Raw genomic sequence first — 25,277 nt, forward strand, 5'->3', positions numbered from 1 at the left:
GGAGATGTTGCAGGCCAAGATCCACCGCGCCACCGTGACCCGGGCGGACTTGCACTACGTCGGTTCGCTGACCCTCGACGCGGACCTGATCGCCGCGGCCGGGCTGCTGCCAGGGCAGAAGGTGGACGTCGTCGACATCGACAACGGCGCCCGCCTGTCGACGTATGTCATCGAAGGACCGGCCGGAACCGGGACAGTGGGCATCAACGGCGCGGCGGCACGCCTGATCAGTCCGGGTGACCTCGTGATCGTCATCGCCTACGCGCAGATGTCCGAGCAAGAGGCACGCGAGTTCGTGCCGTCCATTGTGTTCGTCGACAAACACAACCGTGTTGTCAAGCAAGGCAATGACCCGGGTGAACCATTGCCGGGCCTCGTGCACGGCTCGACTCCGGCTGCGGGTACCTCGTGATCACCAGCGTGTACGACGAGATCACCGCAGCCCAGCAAATACCCCGGGTGGTCAGGCTCGGCAAGGACTTGTACGGCTGTGTGTTCACCCTGATGAAACTCGTGCCGGCTCGGTACATCCTGAGGAAGGCGCTGCGGAGCGGCGAACTGGGCCCCCGTACTGCGATCGTGGAAACCACCTCCGGCACGTTCGGGCTGGCGCTGGCGATGCAGGCCGCACTGCTCGACCGCAGGCTCATTCTGGTCAGCGACCCGGTCGCGGACCGCAGGCTTGTGGGCAGGCTGACCGATCTGGGCGCCCAGGTGGAGATCTGCCCGCGGCCCGATCCGGTCGGCGGCTTCCAGGCGGCACGGCTGCGCAGGGTGGCGGAGATCCGGGCCGGAATGACCGACACCTTCTGCCCGGAGCAGTACACGAATCCGGACAATCCAGCGTCATACGGGGTAGTCGCCGAGCATCTCGACCGGGTGCTCGGGCAGATCGACTGCGTGGTCGGCCCCGTCGGTTCAGGCGGGTCGATGTGCGGGACGACCAGTGCGTTGCGGGCGATGCGACCACAGATCACAGCGGTCGGTGTGGACACCCACAGCAGCGTGCTGTTCGGCCAGCCGGACGGCCAGCGGCTGATCCGTGGCCTGGGAAACAGCCTCATGCCGGGCAATCTCGACCACCGGGTGTTCGACGAGGTGCACTGGTGCGGCGCGACCGAGGTGTACGCGGCCACGCGGCAACTGCACCGGGCACGTGCGTTGTTCCAGGGACCGACCAGCGGCGCGGCCTACCACGTGGGCAAGTGGTGGAGCGCTCGGAATCCCGGACGGTTGACCGTGGTCATGCTGCCCGATGAGGGATACCGGTACCAGGAAACGGTGTATGACGATCGTTGGTTGGCCGGCCAGGGGGTCGACCTGTCCGCGGCGGGCAGCGAACCGGTCGAGATCACCGACCCGACCGTGCCGACCGGCCAGTGGAGCCGGTTCCTGTGGGCGCGGCGGTCCTATGCGGACGTCATGGCGCTGACCGGGGTTGGCTCGTGACCGAGACAGGGCGGCTGGTGTCCGGGCTATGGCCGCGAACCAGGCAGCTCGTCTTCGGTGACGCCGACGCGGACACGATCAAGGCCGAACTCCGTCTCAACACGACGGTCGACCTCGCCCACGTGACGATGCTCGCCGAAAGTGGGTTGCTGGACAGGGAGACGGCGTCGGCGTTGCTGCGCGACATCACTGCCCTGCGGGCCGAGGATTTCGCTTCACTCGTCGGCCGACCGATGCCGCGTGGCCTGTATCTGATGTACGAGAACACATTGATCGACCGGCTCGGGGAGAAGATCGGCGGCGCACTGCACACGGCCCGTTCGCGTAACGACCTGAAGGCGACGACGACCGCGTTGCGGCTACGCACCGAACTGCTCGACGTGCTCGGCGAACTGGTGCGGTTACGTGCCGTGCTGCTGGCTCGTGCGCGTGCGAACGAGCACGTCGTGATGCCGGTGTACACGCACTTCCAGGCCGCCATGCCGATCACCTATGGGTATTACCTGCTCGGCGTCGCGCTGGCACTCGGTCGTGAATGCGCGGCGGTTCTCCATGCGATGGACGGCCTGCGCCGATGCCCGTTGGGAGCGGGCTCGGTCGCCGGGACGGACCTGCGGATCAACCCGGCTCGGACTGCGGCGTTGCTTGGCTTCGACCACCCGCCGCTGCACGCGCTGGACAGCGTCGCCAGCCGAGACGTGCCGTTGCGCGCGTTGTCCGCGGTCAGCGGCGTCGTGCTTGTGCTCAGTCGCATGGCGACTGACCTGCAGTTGTGGAGCACCAGCGAATTCGGCTTCCTGTGGTTTCCCGACCGCCTTGTGGGCGGTAGCTCGGCGATGCCGCAGAAACGCAACGCGTTCTTGCTGGAACATGTGAAAGCCAAGGCCGGGGCAGTCACCGGGGCGTGGACGGCCGCCGCGGCGATGACCAAATCCACACCCTTCACCAACACGATCGAAGTGAGTACCGAAGCGATGAACGTTGTCTGGCCGGCGCTGGCCGCGGTCCGGGAGGCAATACTGCTGACTCAAGTGCTGGTCAGCGGCGCACGTCCGCAGACAACCACAATGAACTGTCGTGCCGTGGATGGTTACGTGACCGCCACCGCTGCTGCCAACCGCCTGGTTCTGGCAGGTGTGCCGTTCCGGTCTGCGCACCGCTCGATCGGCGAAGCGGTGCGGCTCGCGGTCGAGACCGGTGCGCGATTCCCGGCCCCGGCCGACAGCGTCGCCGAGCACCGCTTCGGCGGGGGAGCAGGTGCGTTCGCGGAGGCTTTCGCCGAGGCACACCGTGAGCTGGCAGACCACAACAGAACACGAGTTGACTGGCACGACCGCATCGGTGTGGCCGACACAGCCCTGACCACCGCGGCACGGGCGATCATCGGGGATGTGACGGCTCGTGCGCGGTGACGGCCAGGCCTTTGCTTTGGTGGAGAGCAACACCACCGGTTCCGGTCGGTTGTTCGCCGCCGCGGCGCGCGAACGTGGCATGCGACCCGTTGTCCTGACCGCTGATCCGTCGCGTTACCCGTACCTGAAGCACGACTCCATCGATGTGCGGGTGGTCAGTACCAGCGAGCACGACGAGGTGCTCGCCGCTTGCGAACTGCTGTCGGAATCGGACGGACTGGCCGGAGTGACCTCCAGTTCCGAATACTTCATCGGGACGGCGACCGCGGTTGCGTCGGCCATGGGACTGCCTGCGGGCGACGCTGCCGCGATCACCCGTTGCCGCAGCAAACACCACCAGCGGATGGTGCTCAGCGCGAGCGGTGTGCCCGTTCCGAGGTTCCGGATCGTCTCCGATGTGGTCCAGGCCGTGTCGGCCGCGGCCGACCTCGGACTGCCCGTCGTGGTGAAACCGAGCACCGGCACGGGATCCGCGGGTGTCCGACTGTGTCACAAGTTGTCCGAAGTGGACGTGTTCACACGTGTCCTGTTCGACTCGGCGGCCGCGACACCGGTTCTCGTCGAGGAGTACGTGAACGGTGCCGAGTTCTCCGTGGAGGTGTTCGACGACGAGGTCATCGGCGTGGTGGCCAAACATCTGGGACCACACCCGTATTTCGTCGAACTCGGCCACGACTTCCCCGCACCGCTGTCCGGGGACGTGGCCGCGGCGCTGGGCGAGTGCGCTTTGGCCGCGCTGTCGGCTCTCGGGGTGCACTGGTCGGCGACGCACACCGAACTGAGGATGTCGGCGGCCGGGCCGATGGTGATCGAGGTCAATCCCAGGCTGGCGGGTGGCATGATCCCGGCACTGGTCCAGCGGGCGCGTGGGATCGATCTGGTCGACTGGGTGATCGCGAAGGCGGCCGGTCATCCGGTGTCTCGTCGGCACTCGCAGGAGTCGTCCGCCGCGATCCGGTTCGTGCAGGTACAGCAGGAGGGCGTGGTGCGATCAGTGTCCGGACTGGCCGAAGCGGCACGCAGTCCTGGCGTGGACCAAGCAGTGATCACGGCGGCACCCGGTGACCAGATCCGTGTCACGCACTCGTTCAGGGACCGCGTGGGATACGTCATCGCGACAGCCGAAGACGCCGTGCGTGCCGGTGCGTGCGCTGAGGAGGCACTGGCCCACCTGCGTGTCGAGGTCGGCGGAGCCGGCCGATGACGACCGAACACCCGACGATGGCCCGGACAGGCGTGGGTTCGGCGTTCGGCACCTTCGGTGAGCTTCTACAGGGTGTACTGCCCGAACCCGACGGCGACTTCTTGGTCACCCTGCCGATCACGCTCGGTTCCACGGCGACGTTCGAGCCCGGCCGGGGTGATCTGCGAGTGCGTCCGGCCGGGAAACAGAAGTCCGCCACGCTGGCCCGGCTGATCCTGGACTGGGCCGGCCTTCCGGCCGGCGGCCGGTTGACCATCGACAGTGAGCTGCCGGAAGGCAAAGGGCTGGCCAGCTCGTCCGCCGACCTGGTGGCCAGCGCCAGGGCGATCAGCGACGCGCTGGGGATCGAGCTCTCCACCGCGCGGATCGAGGCGTTCCTGCGGATCATCGAGCCGACGGACGGTGTGTTGTACCCAGAGGCCGTGGCATATCACCATCGCACCGCGCGCCTGCGTGCCCGACTTGGCGACCTGCCGCCGGTCACCATCATGGCGGTTGACGAGGGTGGTCAGGTCGACACGATTGCGTTCAATCGCCTGCCGAAGCCGTTCTCGCCTGGCGACAGGGCCGAGTACGCCACACTGCTCGACCGGCTCGGCACGGCTGTGCGAAACGGGGATCTGCGGACCATTGGACTGGTCGCCACCCGGAGCGCGGAGATGAACCAGCGAATTCGTCCAAAATCGACATTCGACGACATGGTCAAGACGTGCTCCGATATCGGCGGAGTCGGAATAGTCGTAGCGCACAGCGGCACGATGATCGGTGTCATGCTTGACGAATCCGAGCCCGGCTTCTGTGAGAAACACGGGGCGCTGCTGGAGTCGGCCGTAATGTGCGGAACCGCCCGGTTACGTTACCAGTCGCGCCGTTGACTCATTGCGGTGCCGGGCAGTCACCACCGTGGCAGTGGTACGAGTCGAGCGGCTGCCGAGCTGAACCCGCGGAACCATCGCCAGCGCTAGCCCGGCCGTGAGCACCACGGCCAGAACCGCACGACAAGCTCGCTGTGGATGCATGCGTCACCTCCTCGGTTCCGGCACCGTGGCGTCGCGGCTGGGGGGATCAGTCTCCTGATTCCTGTAATCACACAGGCAGATTGTGGTGTGTCGCCGATCTGACATCGCTGGGGACCGGTCCCCTGTGCGGCTTCCTACCCTGTCGGTCGCGTCGTCCGAATCGGAGCAATTGCTCGTGGAGGGGAAGCGTCAACGGTGAAACGAATCGTGATGACCTTGCTCGGTACGGCGGCGGTGCCCAGGCGGAGTGGTCAAGGCGAAAGACGTCGTCGTTCTCGGCTGCGCCGCGGCCATCGACGGCTTCACCCTGGTCGGTGACGAACCGGACGATCCGTCGACGGGATCCAAGTTTCCGGTCCGGGTCGCCACATTCACGAAATGAACGTCGGCTGTCGGCGCTTGCGTCCGGCTGTTCGATGGTTCCGGGTTCGTCGAACGGGTTTCTCGTCCCCTTACACAAGGAATGGGTTATGCTCGTGAGATCGACTACCGCGTTGAGTTTTGACGTGCTCGGGCCGGTGCGGGGCCACTACCGAGGACGGGCGATCGAACTGGGGCCGGCCAGGCAGAGTGCTCTGCTTGGCGTGATGTTGACTCGTCCCAATATGGCACTCTCGTCCGACGAGTTGTTGCACTGGGTGTGGGGCGACCAGGTGCCGAAAAGCACGCACAAGGTGATTCCGACCTACATCTACCGGCTACGTCAGGCGCTTCAGATGGCTGGTGACGAGGCGGTGATCGAGCGGGTCCGCAACGGCTATGCGCTGCGGATCGAGGCGGATGCCGTGGACGCCGCGCGTTTTGCCCGGGCCACCGAGTCGATGAATGCGACCAGGATGATGTCGTCCGATGACCAGTACGGTCACGTGGCGAGTGTGCTGGAGATGTGGCGTGGCGAACCGTTCGAAGGGCTGCCAGGTCCGGCGTTGGCCAGTGAACGCGCGAAGCTGCACGAAATGCGGCTGACACTACTGATGCGTCGAGCTGGTCTCGACATAGTCAGCGGCAACCACGCAGCGGCTGTGCTCGACCTGTTGGACCTGCAGGAACGAAACCCGATGCACGAACAAGTCGCTTGCTTGTTGATGACCGCCCTGTACCAAAGCGGCAGGCAGGCCGAGTCACTCGCCGTCTACTCGAAGATCCGGCTCCGGCTGCTGCACGAACTGGGCAGCGAACCAGGTAGGGCACTGGTCACGACGCATCGGGCTGTGCTGACCGGCGACCAGGATGCCCTCGACAGGATTTGTGGGTGTCCGATGACCGCGGCGCCTGGGAAGACCGTGACGGAGGTACCGGTCCACACACCTCGTTGTGATCTGCCGGGTGAGGCCGGGCTGCTGCTGGGCAGGGATTTCGAACTGGCCGCGCTTGCCGGTGCGATCCGGGCGGGCCGGGGAAGTCGTCAGGTGATCGCCGTGGACGGCATGCCCGGGATCGGAAAAACCGCGTTCGCGCTGCGGCTGGCGCGTATGGTCGCCACCGACTATCCGGACGGGCAGCTTTACGTGGATCTTCGCGGTCACAGCACACAGCAGCCACCGTTGTCCACTTCAGACGCTTTGTGGTCGTTGCTCGCAAGCGTGGGAGTGCCTCCTGCCCGACCCATTGGCGACGTCGAACAGGCGGCGGCGTTGCTGCGGGCGACGATCGCGGACCGTCGGCTGCTCATCCTGCTCGACGATGTGATCGGAACGGACCAGATTCTGCCCTTGCTGCCAGGCGGAGCCGCATCGGCTGTGTTGGCCGTGAGCCGGAACAAGCTACTGGCCCTGCCGGCGACCCGCACTCTGTCGCTGTATCCCCTGGAACAGCAGGATTCACGAGCTTTGCTCGGCAGCCATATCGGACCGGAGAGGCTCGCCGCCGACGAAGAGGGGGTCACCCAGCTGGTCCAGGCGTGTGCGGGTCACCCGTTGGCGTTGGCCCTCGTTGGGGCGAGACTGCGGCACAGGCCGATGATCAGCGCGAGCACGTTGGCGCGACACCTGGTGAGCGCGCCCGATGGATTCCTCGGCTTACGAGCGGAATCGGCGAGCCTGCTCGCGAATCTCGAGCCGTCGCTGTCCCGGCTCGACGCGGAAGCGCACAAGGTACTGGGCGCATGCGCGGTGGCCGATCGGCTGAGCGCGACCCGGAACGTGCTCGCCTCCCGGCTGGACATGGGCGTCGGCGCAGTCGAGGCCTCTCTGGACCAGCTTGTCGACCGCAACTTGCTGATGCAGGTGGGCACAGACCAGTTTCGGCTCCATCCGGTCGTCGCCGGGTGCGTGCGCGCGTTGCTTCCATCAGCGAACTCGCCCTGACAGTGGCCGTCGAAAAGTGCATGCGCCACCACGTCGTGATGCCATGTGAAACCAGAGCAGACGCGGCGCTTGGCCTGACCGCTCGCCGCCGATGGTCACGGCGGCATTGTGGGGCTTCGGGACAACCATTGCGTCAACTCTGGCCGTGACTCGTGCTCGCCGGCCCGGCTTTCGTGCCGGGCAGTGAAATTCCGCTCGGTGTGGTGGTCGGAGTTCCGGCGTCGGAGGATTGTGAATGACAGATGTGTTCATCGGGGTCCTTGGCGAGCTGCACGTGCGCGTCGGCGGCCGTGAAATGCGAATTGCCGGCAGGAAGCAGCAACTTCTGCTGACCGCGCTGGCGCTGAGCAGCGGTGCGGTCGTCACCGTCGAGGAGCTGATCGACCGGCTCTGGGACGACAACCCACCGCCGTCGGCACGGTCAACGCTACGGGGACACGTGAAGCGGCTAAGGCGGCTACTGCGCGTACCGGGCGGCCAGCCCGTTGTCGAAACCGCGAACGGCGGTTACCGGCTGCGGGTCGATCCTGAAGCCATTGACCTGTATCGCTTCCGCCGGCTCATCGGTCAAACCGATGCGCCGAAAGCCGTGCTGGCCGAGGCAATCGACCTGTGGCGCGGCCCCGCGCTGCACGGTCTCGGCCCGAGCCGGTGGGCCGAGCAGACAGCGTTGGGGCTCGAGGAAGAGTGGTTGCAGGCTATCGAACGGCTCAGTGACCTCGACATCGACACCGGGGCACCGGAACCGGCGACCGCGCGCCTTGGCCACCTGCTGGGTGATCACCCTTTTCGGGAGAGCTTGTGGTACCGGTTCATCCTTGCCCTGCACAGGGCTGGACGTGGCGCCGAGGCGCTGAACCGGTTCGACGAGATCCGGCGCCACTTGGCCGACCGTCTCGGCGTCGAACCGTCCGCTCCGCTGCGAGATCTGCACCAGGAGATTCTGGCCTCCACACAGGACAGGCAGACCTCGGTGAAACCCAGGCCCGGTCCCACCGAGTTCGTCGGCAGGAAGAAGGAGATCGCTCGCCTTGACGAGCTGTCCGAGCGCGCACGGATCATCGTTGTCGACGGGGGAGCAGGGGTGGGCAAGTCGGAGTTGGTGTCGCGTTGGGCAGACGTCGCGTCGGCACGTTTCGGCGACAAGGTCGTGCGGATCAATCTCCGTGGATTTCATCCCGAGCCTCCACTGTCCACGAACGAGGCGCTCGTCGAACTACTGTGCGGACTCGGGGTGGCCGCTGACGATGTGCCAGCCGACGTCCCGGCCAGAACAGCGCTCCTGCGTGCCGAGCTGTCGCGGACCCGTACACTGGTCATATTGGACAACGCTTTGAACGGCCACCAGGTACGGCCACTGCTGGGCGGTTCTGAGAGCCTGACCATCATCACCAGCCGCGGGCAACTACGCGGCCTCGTGGCCAGAGAAGGCGCCTGTCGGCTGACGGTATGCCCGCTTGATCTGAGCGAGAGCAGGCAACTCGTCACAGCCCTCGTTGGCCGTCCAATGCGGACCGAAGAACTGGCCCTGGTTGATGAGCTCGCCGAGCTCTGCGCAGGGATGCCCCTGGCATTGCGGATCGCCATCGAGAAGTTGACACGGATACCTGAGATGAGCCTGGTCAGGCTGGTCGGCGAACTGTGTGACGTGAACGGCCGGCTGGATCTGCTGGAGACGGGGGACGACTGTACAACGAGTGTCCGTGCCGTGCTGAGCCGGTCACAGCGCCTGCTCTGCGCGAGCGAAGTGAACCTGCTGCACCGGCTTTCCTGCCTACGGAAGTCCGTTTTCGATGTCAACGATGTGATGTTGCTGGCCGATGTCCCGCCAAGAGAAGCGCGCGCGACGCTGAACAAGTTGGTATCGCTTGGTTTTCTCGAACAGCGAGGGTTGCAGACCTATCGGATGCATGCGCTGCAGCGTGCGGTGGCGCAGGAAACTCCCGGAACAGTGTCTGTCGACGGAGTGCAGCAACCCAGTCCCGCGACTCGTCGTCCGCTCGCCTCAGTCCAGCTGGACCGCTGAGTTGTCGACGGCTTGCCAATGGCCAACCAGATTTGTGTATGTGGCAGAGCTCGTGCACAGCTGTGCGTGGGTGCCGACTTGCGGGCGAGCTCCGTCCAGTACGAGCACACGATCGGCGCGCAACGCGGACGTGATGCGGTGGGCGATCACGATCAGAGTGCCTTCACGGTCCGCCAACGCACTTTCGGCGATGGCCTCCACGCTGGGATCGAGGTGGCATGTGGCTTCGTCCAGGATGACAATCCGGGCGGGCGAAACGAACACCCGGGCCAGCACCAGCAGCTGTCGTTCTCCTGGCGAAAGCGCCCCGGGTCGCTCGATCCTCGCACCGAGCCCACCCAGGCGATCAACGAGTTCCTTCGCCCCCACAGCGGTCACGGCTGTCCACAAAGTGGCGTCGTCAACCGCGGTGTTCAGATACGCCAGGTTCTCGCGGACCGTGCCGGCACACACATAAGCTTCCTGTGGGACCAGCGCGACGTTTTCACGCAGCACCGATTCCGCGAGATCACCGAGTGGCCGTCCACCGATCCGGACGACGCCCGTCTCCGGTTCGCACAGCCCGGTCAGCAGGCCGGCCATCGTGGACTTGCCGATCCCGCTCGGACCGACGATCGCCAGGTGCTCACCTGCCGGGATCCTCAGGGTGAACCGGTCGAGAATCGGACGGGAATGCTCGCCGTAGCGGAAGCTGATCCCCTCCATGTCCACGTCGGCACTGAGCCGCTCGACTGGTCCGCGGTTGTCTTCAGATGCCCGTGGAGGGCGCGTGTGGGCCGCCAGCCTGCCGAGCAACACCGACATCTCCAAGCCCAAGTTGCCGACAGCCTCGACGAGTGTGCGCACCGCCGGCTCGAGTCCGACGACCAGGTAGGTGGCGGCACCCAGCAGTGCCCCCGCGGACATCAGACCGGACGAGACCAGCCACGGTGCGAGAATCAGCAGTGCCAGTAGCGGGATGCGCGCCGCCACGGCGAACGCGGCGATTCGGGCGGTTCCGGCGGTCGCCACTCGAGCGTCAGCTTCAGCGTTGGCGACGAACACCTGATCGAGCTCAGCGACCGCACGATCACCGGCTGCGCAACTCAGCGCGTCGCGCAACCCTTCAACCGTGCGCCCAGCACGCCGGGCAAGGCGTTCCTCCACTACCAACGTGTATTCGTACCGCCTTCGCCACAGTCGGGACATGGGCACCAGCACGGCGGCGCCCAGCACCATACAAAGCACCGATAAGACGACGATCGCGGGCGCGAGCGAAGCCAGGCCGATCACGCACGCACCAACGCTGAACACGACGAGGCGAGCCACCATCAGCAGGCTCGCGCCGAGCTGGCGGACGGACTCTGCCTGCAGGACGAGCCGCGCGACTGTACTGGAGTCAGCCCGGTGAGGTCGTTCAACCGCCTCCTGTAGGGCGCTGCCAACCACCGCGCGCACTATGTCGTCCCGCAGGGATTCCACCACGTGCCCGGTCGACGTGACGGCCTGCCTTCCCGCGAAAGCACCAACGACCAACGAAACCCCATAGCAGCCCAGCAACATCAGGCCGGTTCCTGGCGCGGAAACCATGAATCCACGGTCAAGCGCGGACGCGACCAGCCAGCCCGACAGCGAGATCGGCAGGACCTCAACGACCGACCACCCGGCCAGCACCAAGAGCTGCCGTCGATGTCTGCCGAGCACCGGCAGGACGAAAAGCCGCCAGCCACCTTTCGGGCTCAGCATGTGCTCTCCGCTGGCTCAGCACGGAACAACGCGCGGTAGTTCGGATCGGCGAGCAATTGGTGATGTGGTGCCACGGCGCGGGCCCGTCCGGCTTCCATCCAACACACGACGTCAGCTCGCGCGGCGACAGACATGCGATGTGCGATCAGGATGCGGGTCGTATGACTCTTGCCGTGCGCCAGAGCGGCGGTGATCTCGGCCTCAGTAGCGGTGTCCACACTGGACATAGCATCGTCGAGGACGAGCACACGCACGTCACGGCAGAGTGCTCGGGCCAAGCCGAGCCGTTGCGTTTCGCCACCCGACAACCGCAGTGCCTCGACCTCGGTGTGTGCGCCTTCCGGTAAACGAGCCACGAACTCCGCCGCGGCCCCGGCCCGCAGCGCCGCGTCCACACGGCCCTCATCGGCCGGTCTGTCCGCGTATCCGACCGCCTCGGCGATGGTGGCCCCAAGCAGGACGGGGCGTTCGAAGCCGTATCCGAAGGCCGCGCGCAGGGACTTCGGCTTCACCTCGCACAAAGGAACTCCGTCCAGCAAGATCGTACCTTCGTCGGGCGGAATCAATCCACCCACGACGGCCGCCAGGGTGGACTTTCCCGATCCGGAGGAGCCTACGATCGCGATCGACGTTCCGGCGGCCACGTCGAGGTCAAGCCCGTTGACGATGTCCCGGTCGCCGGCCCGGACCCGGATTCCGCGCAACCGGAGCTCACCACGGCCTGGCGGCAGGTCAAGCCGGCCCGGAGGTGGCACGGGCAATGCCAGCAGTTCCGCGATCCGATCGGCGGAGCCCTTCGCGCGGGCGAGCCGTCCGATCGCCGCGACCTGGCGCAACAAGCCCATCGCATAACCGAGATAGCCCACCACGGACAGCATCTCGCCGGGCGTGATGCGCTGACTCGTGACACCGAGCCCGGCTACTGCCAACGCGAGCACTTGCGCGATCGGACCGAACAGTCCCAACTGCCAGCACGCGCGGCGTTGCATCGCCCAGAAGCCGGCACCCGCCGCTCGCAACCTGTCGAGCGGCTTCAGCACTCGGCCGAGTTCCCAGTCGAAGGTACCGGCGGCGCGGATGGTGCGTGCGCCACCCACCGCGTTCGTCAGACCGGCGACGAGTTCCTCGTGTGCTTGTTGGTAGTTCTTCGTGGTACCGGCCATTCGCGTGACCAGCCAGCGCATCAGCAGCCAGACCACCAACGCGGCTGCGACAGCCAACAGACCGATCGGGATGTCGATCAGGAACAACGCCACCACGGCGCCGATGGAGACGAGCAAGGAGGTCACCAGGGTGACCGCGACCGACGTAACCGTTGCGGCTTCCGTACTCGACTCCAAAAGCCGTGTCAACGCTCCCGCGTCGCCGATCCTGGATCTGGCCGAGATCCCGACGTCGAAGAGGTGCCGGAGCATCCTGCGCCGCAACGAAAGTGCGCCAGCGGCCTTGGCGCGGACGTCAGCGGCCTCACGCAGCATTTCCGCTGCCGTGGCGAGCAGTACAAGGGCACACACAGCGAGCACGGGCGCCGTTGACGTAGTCCCGCCCAGGGCGGCGTCGACGGCGAGTCCTATGGTCATCGGCAAGGCCAGCCGTACGGCAGCATCCACAAGGGCGACCGCGAACAACGACACAGCCCAGCGACCCGCCGCCCGGACCGCGCCGGCCAGCAGACGAATGCTTGACACCGCGACTCCCTGCGCACGATTGGTGTGGCCGGTGGCCACAGGCCACCGGCCACACAAGACAAGAGCGATGACGTCGTGCGGTCACACGACGACTGGGATCACTCCCACGTGTCGTACAGCCACACGATCTCGTCGCCGTTGCGAACGCCGACCCTGCCGGTCTCTTCGGCGAAACCGCCCAGCTCGAACACGGCCGGAGGCTCGTAGTTCTCCTTGTTCACCACATCTCCTTTCTCAAGGGGCGACCGGCGGACGCCGGTCGCGCTCACCACTGCACATGGCTTTGGTGCCCACGTTCTTCCCCGGACATCGAGTGCCAGGGGCCGTTGTGAATCGGGGAATGAACTCGATCGCCAACCGCTAGGTGGCGACGAATTCGGCGTGGCGTGGCCAGCGGCGCATCAGCCACAGTGGACGAACGTGGCGCGTCGTGCGGTCATACGACGATGGGGATCACTCCCACGTGTCGAACATCCACACGTTCTCATCCCAGTTGCGAATGCCGTACCTGCCGGTTTCCTCGGCGAAACCGCCCAGCTCGAACACGGCCGGAGGTTCGTAGATCTCCTTGTTCACCACATCTCCTTTCTCAAGGGCAACCGACGGACGCCGGTCGCGCTCACCACGGCATGTGGTTTCGATGCCGCGTGCCTTCGCCGGTCCGATGCGAACCGGAAATGAGGCCGGTCGCCGACCACGAGGTCGTGTTTCGAATGTCCCGGTCGATGAGAGTCTGCCCCGGCCGGAGGCCGGAGTCGGCTCGGTGGCGCCAGGGGCCGCATCCGGCCCGGCTATCGCGATCGGGCATTAGAACACGACCTAAGCGGCGACTTCAGTCAGTTTGATGTAGACGGTTTGGTCGGCGAACTCGCCGACCATCATTCCGTCAGCCTCCACCCAGGCGTGGGCCGTGAACGGGGGAGCAGCAAGAACTCCGACGCACCAAGCAGCCCAACTGCCACGCAGCCTGCACAGCAGCACAGTCGCCAGCGACCGCGGCAGGCATGCGTTGCCTCCGCAGCACCGTGTGCTGACGACAAGCACCGAGTTGCGGGCCGCTCTGGCCTCCTCGAACGTAGCCGGGCGGCAGTTCGCGCTCAGCTTCCTGAGCACATGCGCGATCTTCTTGGGACTCCGCTTCGCGAGCAGTCTCGCGACCCCCACGACGGCACGGACCAGCACTTGGTCGGCGACGGAGACTTTCGCGTCAGCATCCGGAAGAATCGGCATCAGCCCACCACGACGCCGTTTGCCCGCAACTGCGTCAGCAACCGTGACACATCCCGGCGAGCGACCTCGGGCGTCACGTCGAACCGCGCGGCGAGGGCAGTGGCCGCCCCGGCCACGTCCTGCCCTTCGCTCAGCGAGGCCAGTATCACCTCGGCGGTCTTGTTGAGCTGCCAGTACTTTCCGGTCACTTGGTGTAACAGGACGACGCCGTACTCCGTCTTCGCCATCGAAACGTCCTCGTGCAAGCGGGTCATGGTGTGATCCGTTCCCTCACTCCCGACTGGTTGCGTGCGAACACCGCGCCGTTCAGGGTGGTGTCCAGATCGCGGTTGATCGCCCCGGGTCCTTGTGGAAAGGCGTGTTCGGCCAGCAGCCGCAGGTCGATGATGCCGAGACCGGCCAACGGGGACTGCCCGCACAAAGCCAGGAGATCCTCCTTGTACCGTTCGATGCCGCGGGTGGCCTGCGTGGTGCCCGAGTTCTTTCTGCTGCGCGTGAGGAACTCGTCCGGCAGCCGGCCACGCATCGCCTCGCGCATCAATGGCTTGAACGCCTTGGGCTCGGCCCGTTCCTCACGTCGAACCGACAGCACCGCCTCTGCCACGCGGTCGTCGGAGATCGGTGCCTGGAAAGCCAGCCCGAGCTCGGCGCCGAGCTGTTCGCCGCCGCGCGTACTGCGTGCACCGTGGCGGATCATGCTGATTTCTCCGTGCGAAGCCAGGTCCGGGCCCAGCGGCTCGACGTCCTCGCACACCTTCCTTATCCGCTCGACGATCGCCGCGCGGATATCGGCCGTGTACCAGCGGGGCCACGACAAGGGGGCATCCCAGTCGAGGCTCAACGTGGGTTTGGTCTTCTCGTCACGTTCGCCGATTCGTTCGAGGTTGTCCACAAGCCACTGCCGGTACCCGCGCCGGTCGAACAGCTTGACGAAGGTCGCTCGGGCCGGCAGGCGTTCAAGTAGTTGGTACGCGCGCAGTCTGCGTAACGCCAAAAGCGGTCGACGTCGGAACAACGTGTGCTCGGCACGTGGGTGGCCGAACAGCAGCTCATCACCACCCAGCCCAGTGAGGTACACCCTCGCACCGAGTTCCTTGGCTTGCTGCATCATGTACCGCATGCGAGGCCCGGCACGGAACGTATCCGACGGATCGTCCAGCTGGGCGTCCATCTCGAGCAATCCGTCGTAGAACTGCGGCATCTCGTCAGTGGAGAAAACACTGTGGTGCGCCACGTCAATCGTCCTGAGCGCGCGCCGTGCCCAGATCAGGTCCTCGCCACCACCTGGATCGTTGTTGTATGCCGTGCCGACGAGTAGCCGCGCCGGACCGCGCGCCGCGAAGTACGCCTGGGGCGTGGAATCGAAACCACCGGAAAGATCGGCGTACACGACATCGCTGCTCCGCGTCCGGGTCGACACTGCCTCCTCAAGGGCACGGCACAACCTTGCTGCGCCCTCGGTACGAGACAGCACAGGCTCGGGAGGGCGCCACCAACGTGCGACCCTCACCCGGGAACCGTCCAGGATGGCGTAATGATCGGCGGGAACCGGCCGAACGCCCTGCCAGACAGGCAGTTCGCCCAAAGGATGGGGGATCTGGCGCAGCATCCTGATGGCGAGCGCAGTCTCGTCTATCGCGAACCCACCCAGATGTGCGAGCACATCTGCCCGATCACAAGTTACTTCGCAGCCGTCGACGATGGCCGTGAACACTCGTCGCACGCCGCTGGCCGTGCCCTGCACCCGTACATGGCCACCGACTGAACCCACGAGAATGTGGCTTCCTGCCAGCGTGCCGGCCAGCGTGTCGAGGTCGGATACCTGTGTGCAGTTGTCCGCGGCACGCTGAAGGGCTTCCGTGGTGGCGGACGAGAACCCTATCACCGCCACTCGGTTCGGACCGGCGGTGTTGACCAAGACCTGCTCTGTGGGATAGGTGTGGATCACCCAGGGCCGCCCGGACGCGTGGCTCAGCACTGTACCCACTGACAGCCGCTCAGCGACTAGGCGGCCGCGGTCGCTGTCCGGCAGTGCCAATACGTACCATCCCCGATGAGCCCGCACGACGTTCTCCTCATGAGTTCCCGATCCAGGGGCGCCACTTGTTCTGCGGCGGCACAGCCAACGATGCCAACGATCCGTGGCACCTGAGTTGTCCCAATGTGGCGCTGTTGTGGCGTCGCCGTGGTACGCCGCCGGGGCCTCGATGCATCGCACGAGCCGCTACCACCGGATCCGTCGAAGCACGCGATGAGCTGCGACCGAGGGGGCCCGGGCATCATCACCCGCAGGCCATCCGCCGCGGCACGTTCACGTCGGTCAAAGTCCTCATCGGACAGATTCGCGACCACGTCGACCACTGGGACGCCAACGCCAAGCCCTCAGTCCGCACGGCCCTCACGGGATTGATCATTCGCGCCGGTCTGGGCGGCACTAGCGTCAGCCGCTACGAGTTGGCGCCGCTGATGAGCACGGTGATGCGCTCTCCCGGCAGGTCCCGGGCGTGGTGGAGGGCGGCGGCGAACGCGGTGGCGCCGCCGGGTTCGGCGGCGATCCGCAGGTTGTCCCACAGTTGCCGCTGCGCCCGGCGGATCGCCTGATCGGGAGCGAGCAGGACCTGGGAGCGCTGGTCCAGCGCGACGGCGGTGGCGATGGCACCGGCCCGGCGGGCGCCGAGGCTGTCGACGGCGACTCCGGTCCGGTCGACATCGATGTCGACCGGCCGGCCCGCGGCGATCGCCGAAGCCAGCGAGGGGGCGGTTTCGGGTTCCGCCGCGATGACCTTGTTGCGGCCGCGCAGGGCGAGGCTGACACCGGCGAACAGGCCCCCTCCGCCGCAACCCACGATGACGACGTCGCCGACCGGGATCTGCTCGGCCAGCTCGCTGCCGACGGTGGACTGCCCCGCCACGGTGGCGACCTCGTCGTAAGCGTCGACGTGCACCACTTCGTGGTCGGCCGCGTACTGCCGGCTGGCCTGCAGGGCGTCGGCGTAGAAACCGTCGACGAGGTGCAGGTCCGCGCCGTACCGGCGGATGGCGTCCTGTTTGACCTGAGGGGAGAAGGAGGGGACGAAGATCGTGGCGTGGACGCCGGCCTGGTGGGCGGCCCAGGCCACCGCCGCTCCGTGGTTTCCGCCGGAGGCGGCGGTGACGGAGGTCGCCCCGGCAGGGATGGTCAGCACGGCGTTCAACGCGCCTCGGGCTTTGAACGAGCCGGTGTGCTGCAACTGCTCCAGCTTCAGCGTCAGCGCGCCGGGGAAACCCACGTCCCGGCCGTCGATGTGCAGAATCGGGGTGCGGCGGACGCGGTCGCGCAGGCGGACGCGGGCCTGGGCCAGGTCTTCGTCGGTGGGGATCACGCCGCGGCCCCGGGCGTCGGTGCCGGCTGCCAGTCGCAGGTCGTCGTCGTGACGGCCGACTTCGGGCTTTCGCCATTCTGCCGGGCGATGCGGCCCAGGCGCAGGCACTCGTCTCCGGGAACGGTGATGGCCGCCTCCAGGTAGCGGCGGAACTGCTCACGTCCCGCCACGGTGCGGTCACCGACGACGGCGCCGAAGGTGCTGCCCTTGGGATAGCCACCGATGAAAGCCTCCGGGAACACGAGCAGTTCGGCGCCGGCTTCGGCTGCACGTGCCGACCAGTCGGCCACCACGTCCAGCGTGGCTGCCGGGTCGAAGAGGACGGGTGTGGCCTGGGCGACCGCGGCGCGTGTGGTCATCGATCCTCCGACTGTCTATTTCAGTGAACGATGCGTTCGCTATAGTAGACACATGGATGGTTCGAACCTGCAAGCGGCTCTGGGGGAGCGGCTGCGCCGGCTCCGCGAGGAACGCGCGATGAGCGCCGCCGACCTCGCCCGCGCGTCCGGGGTGGCGCGAGCGACCCTGTCCAAGCTCGAAGCCGGTCAGGGCAACCCCACCCTGGACACGATCGGGGCGCTGGCGGCAGCGCTGAGCCTGCCGCTCGTCGACCTCGTCGCGGAGCTGACCCCGCCCGCCGTACGGCTCGACCGCAGCCCCTCCGACTCTGATCCGACACCCAGTCAGCAACTGCTCACCCGCGTCGGCGGCAGCGGCATGACCGAGTTCTGGCGCCTGCGGCTCGGTCCGGGGCAACGCCTCGACCGGCAACCGCACGCCACCGGCACCACCGAGCACATCACCGTGATCACCGGAAGCCTGCGGACGGGTCCGACCGACAACCTGCACGACGTGGCCGCCGGGGACTTCATCAGCTACCGTGCCGACATCCCACACTCCTACGTCGCCGGAGCCGAGGCCGTTCAGGCCGCCGTGGTCATGACCTACCTCCTGGCGCTGCCGGACCTCACCGCATGACGAGGCCGGCCCCTGTGATCGTTGGCGGAGCCCGCGGCGACCTGCCTGGCTTCATGTCGCTCCTTCCGGCAAGCACAACGACACCAAGATCGATCAACCGGCATGCTTCGAGGTCAGGCCGCCGGCGGCAATCAGGTCGCGCTGATCCGTGATGCCGCGAGCAAGGTCCGGCAGGATGTCCCTACGCTTGCGGACCATGAGCATCGGTACAGCGGCTCCCGAGTCACAGCCGAGTTCAGGACAGGCAGCCCCGCCTGGGGTCGGTGCTCGCCTCACGTCGTTCGGTTTGATCGTGCTCGTCGTGTTGTGCGGGATCACCCTTGTGTTCGGATACCTCAACAAGGACCGCTGCACCGGGCCGACGTTCGACCAGTGGGGCCGCAGCCAGCCCGACTTCGAGAAACGCCGGTACGAGGACATCTGCTACTCCGACATCCAGACCCTGTGGATCGGCCGCGACATCGACCGCCACGTCTTCCCCTACGTCCACGGCAAACTGGCCGGTGACGGCCAGCCGATCGGCGGCGTCGTCGAGTACCCCGTGCTGACCGGTGTGTTCATCTGGGCGTCGGCGATCTTCGCCCACACCGACGCTGACTTCTTGTTGTACTCGGCCCTGCTGCTGGCTCCATTCGGCCTGGCCACAGCGTGGCTGCTCGGCCGCATGTCGGGCTGGCGGGCACTGCTGTGGGCGATTGGTCCACCGCTGGTGATGTACGCGTTCCTCAACTGGGAGTTGCCGGTCGTGCTGTGCGCGACCGCGGCGTTCTACGTGATGCACCGATGGCCGGGCCGCCCTCTGCTGACACGCGCGACAGTGGCAGCCGTGTTGCTGGGCCTCGGCTTCGCATTCAAGCTATATCCGGCGATCTTCGTGCTGCCGTTGATGCTCTATGTCCTGACAGGCGGTCGCGACGGTGCGGAGTTCTCGGGTCGTCGCGGCCCAGACTGGAAAGGCGCGCTGCGAGTCGCGGGAGTGTCACTGGGCACCGCGGTGGCCGTGAACGTGCCTTTCATGCTGGCCGGCTTCGAAGGCTGGCTCGCGTCGTTCGAATTCCAGTTGCGACGCAAGGCCGACATCACCACGAACTCGATCTGGTTCTGGGGAGCCCGGCCCGACTCCGACCCGGACAACGTGCCTGTCCAGGACCTGATCGGCACGCTCTCGCCACTCATGATGTTGATCTCGTTCGTAGTGGCGTGCGGCATCGGCTGGCTGCGGTACAAACGCGAAGGCACATATCCGTGGATCCCGGTATCTGCGGCAATGCTGTGCGGATTCCTGCTACTGCACAAGGTTCACTCACCGCAGTACATGCTCTGGCTGATCCCGATGTTCGTCCTGCTCAGAATCCGCTGGGGCTGGATCGTGGCCTACTACGTGGCGGACCTCGCGATGGGCATCGGCATCTTCCGCTGGTACTCCCAAATCTTCTACGGCCAAGCCGGCAACGTCTACGAAGGCTTCGCCGCGCAGGCCGTGATGGTCGGCGTTTGGGGCAGAGCTGTCCTGCTCGTCGGCCTGTTCTTCGTCTTCCTGGCAGCAAAGGAAACCTTCCAGCCCGAACGAGAACGCCACCCCCGTTTCCTCACCCCACACCAATAAGACAGCTCCGCCGGCAAAGTTCGTGTACCAGGCAAGCGGTGTCGATAGAGGTTGACCTTGTCAGCAGAAAGGGTTGGCGCCCCGAGCAAACCCAGCGCGGGCGGCGGCTGAAGGAAAGCGCCGACGACTGACCCGCAACGGATGTCCGTGGGCCGAGCAGGTGATTGCCACCTGTTGCCCGGCTTGCTGAGCGATGCCCGTCGCTCGGCATCGAAGCCAGCACCGTGGCTCTACAGTGAATGGTCGTGACGGCATCCGAGGACCTCACAGCGCCGGGACGCTGGAGCCCGCCCGCACCGCGCGAGCTGCCTGCGGTGCGGGAGACCCTAGCGGACTCGTTGCGCATCCCGAACCTGCGGGCCGAGGCCGCACGGAGCCGTCGTTCTCGGAGACGATGACCTCGGCGCCGGTGCCGGTCTGGCCCAGTACGTCCGGCGAGCGGTTGACGTCGCAGACACCGTGCTCGACTCGCGTTCGTGTACAACTCTTCCGTGGACTCTGCGGATCCGGATCCCGTACCTGACGACGCGCTCCTCCCACTGCCTCCGTTACCGGCCAAAATGGTCCGGAAGTTCGAGAAGGCTGCCAGGAAGCACCACGCACGGCTCACGGGCTTCTACTCCCAAGTGCGGGGACCAGCGACCTACTTTCACAACCAAGCGGTGACAGCACTCGAACGAATGGACGTACCTGACTCCCGCCGGTCACTGCTTCACCAGCGGTTGTCGCGCGCCGCCGTGGTGACTGCCGGTTGGCAGGTGATCCAGCGACGCTGGCGTGATGCCGTCTCGGGGTTCGCTCTGCTGGTCGCCGGACTCACCGCTCCCGCCGTGGCGATGCTCGTCGCCTGGCCGTTCGCGGCAATCGCCGACTGGCTACTTGTTTATGGCCTAGCTTTGTTGTCGCTGCTTGCCTTGTTGGTGTTCGAGCGTTGGAACTGGGGGCGGGGGGTAGCGTGGTGGGATCTCACCCCTGCGATCAACGACCGGTGGCCCGCGCAACGCGCGGTTCTCATGGTGCTGGCCCTCGTCGTCGTCCGGCTGCTCGGGTGGCGGAGCGGGTGGATCCCTCCCATCACCGTTGCGGTGGCCGCGTACACCTTCCTCCCCTGGATCCAGATGATCGTGCGCCGATTCACGCTGCCGCTGTCCGCTCATCTCCACCGGGTACGGGCACCGGCCTCGTGGCCCAACCTTCCAGCGGATTTGTTGCTGTGGCAACTGTTCCTCCTCGAGGTGCACGCCGAGCTGGTCAGCCGACCCGGCCGCCACAGCCTCGACACCGCCCGTTACCTTGCTTCCGTGGTGCGACCCTCAAGAGGGTTGTTCTTCGATCCCCCTGCCCTTACCCCGCTCGGGGCACGGCGGTGTCTGGCCCGGCAGTTGGAGGTCACGGCCCGGTGGTGTGAGACGGAATGGGTGGCCAGCGGCCGGCACCTCGTTCCCGACACGGCCTGCCTGGCGCCGTTGGCGGAACTGGGGCGGCGGGTGGCGGGAAGCCTCCGGTCCGTGCGCGACATGACTGTGCTCGACGACGGAGAGGCCATCGCGGGCGAGGCGACGACGAGGCTGCGAACACTCCTTATTGCCTGCGCCACAGGGAATCTCCAGACGGTCACCGCCAACGCTGAGTCGACCACGGCACCGCAGCGGGCACGACAGTTGATCGCCCGGTTCACGCCGTCGGCGCTTCTGCTTGCCGCGGCGGTGCTCGTGCCGGTGCTGCTCAAACTGACCGACACGCAGGCCACTCCGGTGCGGGTCGCGCTCATCCTCGCCGCGGTGCTGAGCCTTGTCCGTGCCGATCGGAGCACAACCGACCTCATCCTCCAGCAAACGCGACCGCGCGAGAAGAGCTGATGACCCATGTGGGCCCTGCGCCGTCCGACGAAACGGCTCACTCGTCCGAGTGGTCCTGAGTGCGAGGAGCGGTGATTCGGCAGGGCCACCATGGTGATCTGCGTCCTTCCGTTCGATAACCCTCGTGAGCGCAATCGTTGAGAGGGGTCGAAATGACGCGACCGAGGCGGTTCCTGGTCCTGCTGGCCGCGGCCTGGATCACCGTGTTCAGCACGAGTCTCCTGTCGCCCGTGGCCGTGGCCGCCGACCAGGCACAGCGACCCCAGCAGCGCGGGAAGGGGCCGCTGCGGCTGGAACTGGACGGCAACTCGCTGTCCTGGGACCAGTTGGCGGGCGTTCTCGACGCCGATGCCGTCGAGGTCAGGCTGGGTCTCAAGGCGCGCCAGGCCATGACCGACTCGCGCAACGGCGCGGTGGCCGCGGTGGAGGCCGGGCAACGGGTGTACGGCTGGAACCAGGCACTGGGACCGTTGAAGGACGAGCCGCTCCAGGAGAAAGACCGGGTGGAGTTCCAGCGCCGTGTGTTGCGCTCGCACGCCGCCGGCGTCGGGCCCGCCCTTTCCGATCGGGTGGCCCGGCTGGCGTTGATCTTGCGGGCCAACACCATGGCTCGCGGGGCCATGGGGGTGCGGCCGGAGTTCGTAGACCGGATCACGGCGCTGGTCAACGCGGGGGTGACGCCGGTGATGCCCGAGATCGGGTCGCTGGGCACCGGCGACCTGCAGCCGATGGCCGCGGCGGGCCTGGTGCTCACCGGTGAACCCGCGCCCGCCCGCTTCGAGGGCCGGGAGGCGCCGGCACCGGAGATTCTGGCCGCGGCGGGGCTGCCGCGGTCGTTCCAGCTCGAACAGGGCGAGGCGTTGCCCCTGATCAGCGGCGGCAGCGTGCTCACCGCGCGTTACGTCGACGCGGTCGTTCGGGGCGAGCGGCTGGTCGACGCCTATGACGCGGCCTTCGCCCTGTTCCTGGAGGCCACCAGGGCTGAACAGGGTGCGTTCGACCCCCGCACCCACGAAGAGCGGCGCATCCCGGCCGAGGTGGACGCCGCCCGGCGGACCAGGGCGCTGATCTGCGGCACCGGCTGGATGACACCGGAGGGACGACGGCGACTGGGCGAGGAGAGCGCGCGCATCCAGGACGCGGTGTCCGTCCGGGCCAACCCGCACATCGTGGGGGCGCTGCGGCAGACCTTGGCGGACGCGCGCGGCCACATCGAGCGGGAGGCCAACGCCTCCACGTCCAACCCGTTGGTCTTCCCCAAGGCCGGTGGCGGGTACGAGTTCGTCATGGGCGGCAACTGGGACGCGGCGCTGCTCGGGCACGAGATCGACGCGCTCAACGCCCAGGTGGCGGACCTCGGGGTGTTGTCGCAGGAGCTGTCGGGGCGGCTGCTGGCCGACAAGTGGAGCTACCACCTGCCCGCGAACCTCGCCGGCGGCCAGGTCGGCCTGAACTCCGGCATGGTGCAGGTGCAGACCGTCGCTGTCGCCCTGGTGCCCGAGATGCAGGTGCGGGCACTGCCCGCCGGGACGCTCTCCCGCCCGGCCAAGTTCGGCCAGGAGGACCACAACACCATGGCCATGGCGTCGGTGCGGGGATTGCACGACAACCTGGACCGCCTGGAGACCGTGCTGGCCGTGCACGTGATGATGGCGGCCCAGGGCATCGACCTGATCAAGGACAAGATGACGGGCCTGCCGCTCGGTACGGGCACCTCCAGGGTGCACGCCGCGGTCCGGCGGCACGTCCCCGCGCTGGGTGACGACCGGTACATGACCCCGGACGTCGAGAAGTCGATCGCACTGGTCCGCAGCAGCGAACTCAGCCGGGTGGTGCACGCGGCGACCGCACCGGCCGACAACAAGTGCGCCGCCTGATCTCGTTGGGGTTCAATAACCTTGTCGTCGACATTGGACTAGACCATGGCCGCCGATCGGCGGTGTGGCGAAGTGCGGCCGGCGGGTCACGATGTCCTCCAGTCTTCACCGTGGAGGGTGTCCATGCGCCTTATCACCGCCGGTCTCATCGCCGGTGCCGTCATCGCGACCGCCGCCCCCGTGGCCCAGGCGACGAACTGGATCATTGTGGGGCCGTATCCGAGCAAGGAAACCTGCCAGCCCGACAAGGAGCGCACCAGCCAGGCTTTCCCGGCGTGGGGCTGCTATCAGGGCGAAGGAGGCGGCTGGTACTACCAGTACAACAGAGTCTGACCCGGTCGCGGATGCCCATCTCCAGGGCCGTGGTGCCCACGCTGTGCCGCCCGGCGAGCGGCACCGCGGCCTGCTCTCTCTCGAATGTTTCGCCGCGGATCGCCCGTATGACACGGTTTGTGGTGGCCGGTCCTATGTGGAGCACGGACGCTCCGCGCGCACAGCGGATCTAGTACTCGATCACCAGCCGGGCACGGACGCGGTTGGCCAAGACGTCGGCGAAAGCCTCGTTGATCTGCTCCAGCTTCCGGGGCTCGGCCGTCACTGTCGTCCTTCCGGCAGCGTGCAGGGCGAACACCTCCGCGAGGTCCTGGCGGGTGCCGACGATCGAGCCGATCACCGAGATGCCCCGGGTCACCGCGTCGAAGATCGGTACCGGAAGAACCCCGCCCGCCGGGATGCCGACGCAGACCAGCCGGCCACCGCGCCGGAGGGAACGGAGGGCATGTTCGTACGCGCTCGGCGCTGTGGCTAGCACGATCGCCACGTCGGCACCACCCTGTGCCTGGATGACCGCGGCCGGGTCGCCGGCGCTCGCGTCGACCAGTTGCTCCGCGCCCAGTTTCAGGGCGAGGTCCAGCTTGTCCGCTTCGATGTCGACGGCGGTGACGAATCCTCCCGCGTGCAGGGCGTACTGGATCGCCAGGTGGCCGAGGCCGCCGACGCCGAACACGGCGACGCGGTCGGCCGGACCGACCCGGCCGGCGCGCACGGCCTTGTAGCTGGTGACCCCGGCGCACGTCAGCGGCGCCGCTTCGATGGGCGGGACACCGTCGGGCACTGCGACGGCGTAGCGCGCGTCCACGACCGCGTATTCGGCGTAGCCGCCGTCGATCGAGTAACCGGTGTTCCGCTGTGACTCGCACAGCGTTTCCCAGCCGGAGACGCAGAATCCGCACTGCCCGCAGGCGGAGCCGAGCCACGGCAGCGCCACCCGCTGCCCGATCCGGCTCGTGGTCACGCCCGCGCCCACCCGTTCGACGATGCCGACGCCTTCGTGGCCCGGGATCCGCGGCAGCTCCGGCCGGATCGGCCAGTCGCCGTACGTGATGTGGATGTCGGTGTGGCAGATCCCGCAGGCCTCCATGCGGACCAGGACCTGCTGTGAACCGGGCTCCGGGGTTGGCACCTCCCGCAGTTCGAGCGGGGTCGAGAAATCGGTGATGACGGCGGCACGCATCATTGCTCCTCAGCAGACAGCCC

At 66.9% G+C, this 25,277-nt stretch carries 24 protein-coding genes; 14 read left to right on the forward strand and 10 right to left on the reverse strand.

Translation table 11 applies throughout. The features are described from left to right. Window positions 1-4 precede the first annotated feature (4 nt). The 8 genes from panD to GC106_RS40270 all read left to right on the forward strand — a co-directional run bounded on the left by panD (window position 5) and on the right by GC106_RS40270 (window position 9,416). A complete protein-coding gene (panD, locus tag GC106_RS40240; protein ID WP_217281566.1) occupies window positions 5-412 on the forward strand; it encodes an aspartate 1-decarboxylase in 408 nt (135 codons plus the stop codon). After that, window positions 409-1,449: a pyridoxal-phosphate dependent enzyme gene (locus GC106_RS40245; protein WP_173141443.1), complete on the forward strand. Its 1,041-nt coding sequence runs from the start codon at window positions 409-411 to the stop codon at window positions 1,447-1,449. Before panD ends, GC106_RS40245 begins: the two co-directional genes overlap by 4 nt. After that, the gene (locus GC106_RS40250) at window positions 1,446-2,861 is read left to right on the forward strand and encodes an argininosuccinate lyase (protein WP_173141444.1); all 1,416 of its coding nucleotides are present in this window, start codon (window positions 1,446-1,448) and stop codon (window positions 2,859-2,861) included. Before GC106_RS40245 ends, GC106_RS40250 begins: the two co-directional genes overlap by 4 nt. Next, entirely contained in the window at window positions 2,851-4,065 is a 1,215-nt protein-coding gene (locus GC106_RS40255; RefSeq protein WP_173141445.1) for an ATP-grasp domain-containing protein, read from the forward strand. Before GC106_RS40250 ends, GC106_RS40255 begins: the two co-directional genes overlap by 11 nt. After that, entirely contained in the window at window positions 4,062-4,940 is an 879-nt protein-coding gene (locus tag GC106_RS40260; protein WP_173141446.1) for a GHMP family kinase ATP-binding protein, read from the forward strand. Before GC106_RS40255 ends, GC106_RS40260 begins: the two co-directional genes overlap by 4 nt. 391 nt (window positions 4,941-5,331) lie before the next feature. After that, on the forward strand, window positions 5,332-5,466 hold the full coding sequence (locus tag GC106_RS49050; RefSeq protein WP_281368752.1) for a hypothetical protein: 135 nt from the start codon (window positions 5,332-5,334) through the stop codon (window positions 5,464-5,466). 94 nt (window positions 5,467-5,560) lie between these two features. Further along, window positions 5,561-7,390, forward strand: a complete 1,830-nt coding sequence (locus GC106_RS40265; protein ID WP_173141447.1) for an AfsR/SARP family transcriptional regulator — start codon at window positions 5,561-5,563, stop codon at window positions 7,388-7,390. 235 nt (window positions 7,391-7,625) lie between these two features. Further along, window positions 7,626-9,416: an AfsR/SARP family transcriptional regulator gene (locus GC106_RS40270; protein ID WP_173141448.1), complete on the forward strand. Its 1,791-nt coding sequence runs from the start codon at window positions 7,626-7,628 to the stop codon at window positions 9,414-9,416. On the opposite strand, the gene GC106_RS40275 is transcribed toward GC106_RS40270, so the two are convergent. The 7 genes from GC106_RS40275 to GC106_RS40305 form a co-directional block, all read right to left on the reverse strand. Next, the gene (locus GC106_RS40275) at window positions 9,396-11,141 is read right to left on the reverse strand and encodes an ABC transporter ATP-binding protein (RefSeq protein ID WP_173141449.1); all 1,746 of its coding nucleotides are present in this window, start codon (window positions 11,139-11,141) and stop codon (window positions 9,396-9,398) included. The genes GC106_RS40270 and GC106_RS40275 overlap by 21 nt on opposite strands. Beyond that, window positions 11,135-12,829, reverse strand: coding sequence for an ABC transporter ATP-binding protein (locus GC106_RS40280; protein ID WP_173141450.1), 1,695 nt, complete (start codon window positions 12,827-12,829; stop codon window positions 11,135-11,137). Before GC106_RS40280 ends, GC106_RS40275 begins: the two co-directional genes overlap by 7 nt. A 98-nt stretch (window positions 12,830-12,927) precedes the next feature. Then, the gene (locus GC106_RS49565) at window positions 12,928-13,050 is read right to left on the reverse strand and encodes a lasso RiPP family leader peptide-containing protein (protein WP_173141451.1); all 123 of its coding nucleotides are present in this window, start codon (window positions 13,048-13,050) and stop codon (window positions 12,928-12,930) included. A gap of 232 nt (window positions 13,051-13,282) precedes the next feature. Next, the gene (locus GC106_RS40290) at window positions 13,283-13,405 is read right to left on the reverse strand and encodes a lasso RiPP family leader peptide-containing protein (protein ID WP_173141452.1); all 123 of its coding nucleotides are present in this window, start codon (window positions 13,403-13,405) and stop codon (window positions 13,283-13,285) included. A 243-nt stretch (window positions 13,406-13,648) separates the two neighbouring features. Continuing rightward, a complete protein-coding gene (locus GC106_RS40295; protein WP_173141453.1) occupies window positions 13,649-14,059 on the reverse strand; it encodes a lasso peptide biosynthesis B2 protein in 411 nt (136 codons plus the stop codon). Further along, a complete protein-coding gene (locus GC106_RS40300) occupies window positions 14,059-14,313 on the reverse strand; it encodes a lasso peptide biosynthesis PqqD family chaperone (RefSeq protein ID WP_173141454.1) in 255 nt (84 codons plus the stop codon). Before GC106_RS40300 ends, GC106_RS40295 begins: the two co-directional genes overlap by 1 nt. Next, on the reverse strand, window positions 14,310-15,668 hold the full coding sequence (locus tag GC106_RS40305; protein ID WP_246367954.1) for an asparagine synthase-related protein: 1,359 nt from the start codon (window positions 15,666-15,668) through the stop codon (window positions 14,310-14,312). Before GC106_RS40305 ends, GC106_RS40300 begins: the two co-directional genes overlap by 4 nt. Between GC106_RS40305 and GC106_RS40310 the strand changes: the two genes are divergently transcribed. Further along, entirely contained in the window at window positions 15,594-15,824 is a 231-nt protein-coding gene (locus GC106_RS40310; protein WP_173141456.1) for a hypothetical protein, read from the forward strand. The two genes, GC106_RS40305 and GC106_RS40310, sit on opposite strands and share 75 nt — an antisense overlap. A gap of 682 nt (window positions 15,825-16,506) precedes the next feature. Here the strand turns inward: GC106_RS40310 and GC106_RS40315 are convergent. Both GC106_RS40315 and GC106_RS40320 read right to left on the reverse strand, forming a co-directional pair. Beyond that, window positions 16,507-17,421, reverse strand: coding sequence for a serine/threonine dehydratase (locus GC106_RS40315; RefSeq protein WP_173141457.1), 915 nt, complete (start codon window positions 17,419-17,421; stop codon window positions 16,507-16,509). Beyond that, a complete protein-coding gene (locus tag GC106_RS40320; RefSeq protein ID WP_173141458.1) occupies window positions 17,418-17,780 on the reverse strand; it encodes a nitrilase-related carbon-nitrogen hydrolase in 363 nt (120 codons plus the stop codon). The genes GC106_RS40315 and GC106_RS40320 overlap by 4 nt, the downstream gene beginning before the upstream one ends. Window positions 17,781-17,832: 52 nt before the next feature. Here GC106_RS40320 and GC106_RS40325 point away from each other — a divergent pair, with 52 nt between their 5' ends. The 5 genes from GC106_RS40325 (at window position 17,833) to GC106_RS40345 (ending at window position 24,074) form a co-directional block, all read left to right on the forward strand. Then, the gene (locus GC106_RS40325) at window positions 17,833-18,399 is read left to right on the forward strand and encodes a helix-turn-helix domain-containing protein (protein ID WP_173141459.1); all 567 of its coding nucleotides are present in this window, start codon (window positions 17,833-17,835) and stop codon (window positions 18,397-18,399) included. A 196-nt stretch (window positions 18,400-18,595) separates the two neighbouring features. Next, window positions 18,596-20,005: a glycosyltransferase family 87 protein gene (locus GC106_RS40330; RefSeq protein WP_173141460.1), complete on the forward strand. Its 1,410-nt coding sequence runs from the start codon at window positions 18,596-18,598 to the stop codon at window positions 20,003-20,005. 722 nt (window positions 20,006-20,727) lie between these two features. Next, window positions 20,728-21,864, forward strand: a complete 1,137-nt coding sequence (locus tag GC106_RS40335; protein WP_173141461.1) for a hypothetical protein — start codon at window positions 20,728-20,730, stop codon at window positions 21,862-21,864. A gap of 152 nt (window positions 21,865-22,016) precedes the next feature. Then, complete coding sequence (locus tag GC106_RS40340) at window positions 22,017-23,741, forward strand: HAL/PAL/TAL family ammonia-lyase (protein ID WP_173141462.1); 1,725 nt, start codon at window positions 22,017-22,019, stop codon at window positions 23,739-23,741. A gap of 123 nt (window positions 23,742-23,864) precedes the next feature. Continuing rightward, entirely contained in the window at window positions 23,865-24,074 is a 210-nt protein-coding gene (locus GC106_RS40345; protein ID WP_173141463.1) for a hypothetical protein, read from the forward strand. Window positions 24,075-24,243: 169 nt separating this feature from the next. Here the strand turns inward: GC106_RS40345 and GC106_RS40350 are convergent, their stop codons facing one another. After that, complete coding sequence (locus GC106_RS40350; protein ID WP_173141464.1) at window positions 24,244-25,254, reverse strand: alcohol dehydrogenase catalytic domain-containing protein; 1,011 nt, start codon at window positions 25,252-25,254, stop codon at window positions 24,244-24,246. Window positions 25,255-25,277: the final 23 nt, after the last annotated feature.

It is taken from the genome of Kibdelosporangium persicum (assembly GCF_013280595.1).
Classification (GTDB): Bacteria; Actinomycetota; Actinomycetes; order Mycobacteriales; family Pseudonocardiaceae; genus Kibdelosporangium; species Kibdelosporangium persicum.

Bases quoted from the DNA above. Each gene is read 5' to 3' on its own strand.
- panD (WP_217281566.1), top strand. From the start codon at position 5: ATGTTGCAGGCCAAGATCCACCGCGCCACCGTGACCCGGGCGGACTTG.
- GC106_RS40260 (WP_173141446.1), top strand. From the start codon at position 4,062: ATGACGACCGAACACCCGACGATGGCCCGGACAGGCGTGGGTTCGGCG.
- GC106_RS40270 (WP_173141448.1), top strand. From the start codon at position 7,626: ATGACAGATGTGTTCATCGGGGTCCTTGGCGAGCTGCACGTGCGCGTC.
- GC106_RS40275 (WP_173141449.1), bottom strand. From the start codon at position 11,141: ATGCTGAGCCCGAAAGGTGGCTGGCGGCTTTTCGTCCTGCCGGTGCTC.
- GC106_RS40295 (WP_173141453.1), bottom strand. From the start codon at position 14,059: ATGCCGATTCTTCCGGATGCTGACGCGAAAGTCTCCGTCGCCGACCAA.
- GC106_RS40300 (WP_173141454.1), bottom strand. From the start codon at position 14,313: ATGACCCGCTTGCACGAGGACGTTTCGATGGCGAAGACGGAGTACGGC.
- GC106_RS40310 (WP_173141456.1), top strand. From the start codon at position 15,594: ATGATCGGCGGGAACCGGCCGAACGCCCTGCCAGACAGGCAGTTCGCC.
- GC106_RS40305 (WP_246367954.1), bottom strand. From the start codon at position 15,668: ATGCTGCGCCAGATCCCCCATCCTTTGGGCGAACTGCCTGTCTGGCAG.
- GC106_RS40320 (WP_173141458.1), bottom strand. From the start codon at position 17,780: ATGACCACACGCGCCGCGGTCGCCCAGGCCACACCCGTCCTCTTCGAC.
- GC106_RS40325 (WP_173141459.1), top strand. From the start codon at position 17,833: ATGGATGGTTCGAACCTGCAAGCGGCTCTGGGGGAGCGGCTGCGCCGG.
- GC106_RS40330 (WP_173141460.1), top strand. From the start codon at position 18,596: ATGAGCATCGGTACAGCGGCTCCCGAGTCACAGCCGAGTTCAGGACAG.
- GC106_RS40340 (WP_173141462.1), top strand. From the start codon at position 22,017: ATGACGCGACCGAGGCGGTTCCTGGTCCTGCTGGCCGCGGCCTGGATC.
- GC106_RS40345 (WP_173141463.1), top strand. From the start codon at position 23,865: ATGCGCCTTATCACCGCCGGTCTCATCGCCGGTGCCGTCATCGCGACC.
- GC106_RS40350 (WP_173141464.1), bottom strand. From the start codon at position 25,254: ATGCGTGCCGCCGTCATCACCGATTTCTCGACCCCGCTCGAACTGCGG.